Source organism: Cupriavidus sp. L7L (genome assembly GCF_004353535.1).
Lineage (GTDB): Bacteria > Pseudomonadota > Gammaproteobacteria > Burkholderiales > Burkholderiaceae > Cupriavidus > Cupriavidus oxalaticus_A.
Genome location: NZ_SMNY01000191.1, coordinates 1 through 3994 on the forward strand (window position 1 = coordinate 1; position 3994 = coordinate 3994).

Below are 3994 nucleotides of genomic sequence, written 5' to 3' on the forward strand. Positions count from 1 at the left end.
ACGCCGGGCTGTGGTTCACTAGCACTTACGACAAATTCGTCGCTGTCGGGAAGATGCACGACATATCCCACGAACTTGCATGACTCCGGAAACCCCATGCTGGCACTTATGGATTCAGGAGTGGGCTGCGATGACACAGCGACCCGCACACGCTGATCGCGACTACCGCGACGTCTGGCTTCACCCATCTATGTTCGTCCCAAAAATGCCCGCGGAGGGCGTTTTCCACTTCGCTGATTTCCGCACGACTGCGCGCTACCTGTGCACCCCCCATCGGTAGGGTTCCGGTCACGCGGCTTCAAGAACTCTGGGACTATTTGGCAAGCAACGGAAGAACTCTCGAACCTTGTGGCGAACGGCTGCCATCCTGAGATGGCAAGAGTCCTCCTAAGTTATTGACGCAAAAGGACTTTGACTCTAGGTCGTGGTGGCAAACGACAAGAGGGGAGGGGCGTCGTCGTCGTGTTGGAAGTCCGAAATTTTCTGGACTGGCGCGCGCTTGGTACGCTGACGCTTCAACCTCGGGGGCGCTGCTGCCTGTGGACTGGCTCCGCGGTTGGATGGCGTTCCGCTTCACGCGCGATCTCGACAGCGTCGCGAAGGTTTGCCTGCAGCATGGCCATGCCACCGACATAGCCACCAAGCGCATGCGTGGCGCGCGCTTCAATCTCATCCGCAGAGGTCAGGCCAGCCGCCACCAAGGCGCGAATGTCCTCCCGGTCATTGTCGGCGAGTCTGGCTATCTTGCTGACGGCCAGATCGGTCGGCGAGAGTACCCGCACCTGAATGTGTTCTAGGCCCAGGTCCACAGGAATCGAGTCCTCCTGGTAGTCCTCATGCATCAGCGCAAAGGTCGGGTTGTAGTTGGTATCGAGGTAGATGACACGCGGGGTGCCATCCTCCAGCACCACATCCACGAGGACATCCTGGGGCAGCATGACGCGCCCCGCGAACTCGGCGTCGACGTCGGTCGTGACACGGTTTGCCGTATAGAGGTGGACCGCCATGCCGCCAGCGAGATACACGGTCAGCGGACGAAGGAGGGAAAGCCGATGCTCCAGCTGCTTGAACAGTTCCCGAAGGCCTTCGGCAAGCGCCGTGCGGGTGTGAAAGGCGATGCTGTCGGACATATCAGTGGTGTCGCAGCTGCATGGTTAGCATGTCACGCAATCGCGGCAAGCCCCAGACCCATCCATTGCGAACCACTTCCGCGCTGGGAACCAGATCGGCGGGATGCGTACGAAAATACTGGTCACTCGCAGCCATCATGCGAGCAGCCTCCATGGGAAATCGTGACTGCAGCACCATCGCTGCAACGCGGAAGACATTGGCCTCGCGCTGGTCGGCCGCTACGGAGACATCGCCGCGAGACGCAGCCTCACACCGGTCCAACACCTTGCGCTCCTCATCCCTGGCCGTCATAGCATTTCGCTCCAAAAGCTGATCCGCAGCCTGCAAGCCGCCACTTCAACTGTACCGGTTTCGAGGGGATGCCGGCAAATGGCTTGCGCCTGGCACGCGCCACCCACAGATCCGTCATGAAATGTGCCGAAAAAGACGCCTCATGATCTCCCCCAACTTCTACTTCCCCGGGCAACGCTCTGTGCCACGACGAGGGAAAGGAGAGCGTTCCGCCGTTCAGAGGGCGAGTCGCAGAGGGGTGGTGAAACAGCGGATGCCCTTCTTGCTTTTCAATCGGTGAGGCGTGGGCCGGCTGGCGACCCAGCGGCCCCGCGAGTCAAGCAGGTTAGGGCGTTGCCGGCTACTCAAATTCACCGGGGCGTATAGCGCTTGCGCGGCTCAAGGGCGGCGCGCGGATCCGTTGCCAGAACGCTCCCGCCCGGACGCTCGGAGACGACCGCATCGCTTCCAGCCTCGGCGAAGTCCGCAACGTGCCCGATCAGGCCGAGTCCGGCCAGGCTTGCCAGGTGGCTCAGGTCTTGGGCCGAACCTTCTTCTTCCTCCGTCTTGCCCGGTTTGACATGTGGAAAATCCTTCTTCAGCGCCTCGGTCACTTTTTCCTCCCAGTCAATTTAAAGTTTGGCGTTACAATGCGTATCGTTACACTGATACGGAAACATGGGGGGATCCTAACACATGGTCTCATCGCTCGGCGTTGATCGAGCTGCTGCAGTCGGAGCTGGGACGGATGGTCGCCAGGCAGATCGATGTGCAGCACCGCAGCATGCCCAGACAGCAAGTGGCAGCCACAGCCGCGCGCATGGCCAAGATGGTCGCAGCGATGTCGCGCGACGACTTGGAGGCGTGCCATGTTGAGCTGAACCGCTTCTTTGCGGTTGTGCCCTTCACCGATGCGATACCGGTCGTCATTGCCATCGAGCAGAAGTGGCCGCACCACGTCGAAACCATCCCGGAAGCAAACCGTCGCCTGGATCGAATCCGAAAGGGGGGCGAGTACGCCTTGCTGTTCTCGACAGAAAAGCTGCGTCATCTGCTCGTTTGCATCCAAGAGATCGAGGAAACGCAATGAGGGCGCTACAGCGAAAGCTACTTGTCGCTGCTACAACCACAGTCATCGCATCCAGCGCATTTGCCGCGGACGATGGGGAACTGGATGCATGTTTCTCTGCTGCAGAGGCGGAGTACCAGGTGCCTTCATGCATTCTGCGTGGAATCCACCAGGTCGAAACCTCCGGTTCGAAGAGCAGCAACGTGGTGTCACGTCCTAATCGCGACGGCACACGGGACTACGGAATCATGCAACACAACGATTTCTGGATCCGCTATTTCCAGCGCAACTTCGGCATCACGGCGCAACAGATCGTTCAGGACCGGTGCCTTGCTATCCGTGGCGCTGGCTATGTCTTGCGATACGAGATGAACCGGGCCCGCGACTTCTGGACCGGGGTGGCGAAGTATCACAATCCCGACCCCGTCATTGGCTATGGCTATGTTTTGCGCGTGGCGAACGCGGCAAAGAGGTTCGGATGTCAGATCAAATAAAGAACGACCGCTCGGTAGCTCCGCTGCTCGGCGTGTTCATCCTGGTTTTCGTCACGCTCGGCTGGTTTCTGTGGACATTCCGGCATGAGGCCATGGCGCAGCGATTGCTGATCTGGAAGGGCTACGAGATCTACCCCTGGGCGGTACTCTTCGACTTCGCGAAAGAGCGCCAGTGGCAACTGGTGACGTACTTCAAGTATGCGCGCGTCGTAACGTTTAAAGAGATCTGGGTAGCAGGGTCTGCCGTTGGCTATCTTTGGGCGTTCCTTCCGATATCCCTCGGAATCTGGTTCTCCATCAAGGCCTTGCGCAACCCCATCCTCAAAGCGAAGAACGTCTACACCATCCAAAGCCTGCTGGAGGCGCAGAGTCAGAACTTCTCTGCGGTCGCCCCAATCCTGCACCGAGATCTGACTCAGGAAGATCCGCCTGAGTGGGCATCCTCTGTCCACCCGGAAGAGTGGGTTGCCGAGCACGGATTGATCTACTCGGATCGCCTGGACGAGGACCGCGCGAGAGAGATGCTGGTGCAACAGCTAGGGCAACCCATTGCGGACCGTGGCCAACTGGCAAAGCTATCGCCTACGGAGCGCGCGCTGTTCGCCGTGCTAGGGCTTCGGGTGTTCTTCAAGGATATCGCGGCGTGCCGTGAGTTGATGGATGCGCTGAACTACAGCGCATCGAACGAGGGGTCGCGCCCGGATTTCTCGTTGGCGACAGCAGCATTCCAACGCTGCATGAAGTGCAAGGAAGTTCACGCCTGGGTCAAGAAGCACAGGTATCCGCGCACGTTGCTGATGGCCATGCTCATCCAGGCGCGCGAGCTGGGGACTCTGCCTTCGTCCGAATTCATCTGGCTTAAGCCTCATGACCGCGCGCTTTGGTATCCGCTCAATACCGCTGGTCGGAAGGCTCCGATGATGGAATCTGCAGGCGTCTTCAACCACATGCAGGCCGAAGAGGTGGCATGGGAGTCTGGATGCGTGCTGCTGGAACCGCACGTCGATAACGCGCTCGCAGGCCTGCGCAA

At 59.6% G+C, this 3994-nt stretch carries 6 protein-coding genes; 3 read left to right on the top strand and 3 right to left on the bottom strand.

Annotated features, from left to right (window positions below; all coding sequences use genetic code 11):
* Positions 1 to 515: 515 nt before the first annotated feature.
* The 3 genes from E1J61_RS37055 to E1J61_RS37065 form a co-directional block, all read right to left on the bottom strand.
* Positions 516 to 1130 carry a DUF6036 family nucleotidyltransferase gene (locus E1J61_RS37055; RefSeq protein WP_133098680.1) on the bottom strand — a complete coding sequence of 205 codons (615 nt, stop codon included), beginning with the start codon at positions 1128 to 1130 and terminating at the stop codon, positions 516 to 518.
* Position 1131: 1 nt separating this feature from the next.
* On the bottom strand, positions 1132 to 1422 hold the full coding sequence (locus E1J61_RS37060) for a hypothetical protein (protein ID WP_133098681.1): 291 nt from the start codon (positions 1420 to 1422) through the stop codon (positions 1132 to 1134).
* A gap of 350 nt (positions 1423 to 1772) precedes the next feature.
* A complete protein-coding gene (locus E1J61_RS37065; protein ID WP_133098682.1) occupies positions 1773 to 2015 on the bottom strand; it encodes a hypothetical protein in 243 nt (80 codons plus the stop codon).
* A gap of 101 nt (positions 2016 to 2116) precedes the next feature.
* Here E1J61_RS37065 and E1J61_RS37070 point away from each other — a divergent pair, with 101 nt between their 5' ends.
* The 3 genes from E1J61_RS37070 to E1J61_RS37080 form a co-directional block, all read left to right on the top strand.
* Complete coding sequence (locus tag E1J61_RS37070) at positions 2117 to 2491, top strand: hypothetical protein (protein WP_133098683.1); 375 nt, start codon at positions 2117 to 2119, stop codon at positions 2489 to 2491.
* Positions 2488 to 2964, top strand: a complete 477-nt coding sequence (locus E1J61_RS37075; protein ID WP_133098684.1) for a lytic transglycosylase domain-containing protein — start codon at positions 2488 to 2490, stop codon at positions 2962 to 2964. The genes E1J61_RS37070 and E1J61_RS37075 overlap by 4 nt, the downstream gene beginning before the upstream one ends.
* Positions 2949 to 3994 (top strand): hypothetical protein (locus E1J61_RS37080; RefSeq protein WP_133098685.1); only part of this gene is annotated, 1046 nt, incomplete at its 3' end. The genes E1J61_RS37075 and E1J61_RS37080, both read left to right, overlap by 16 nt.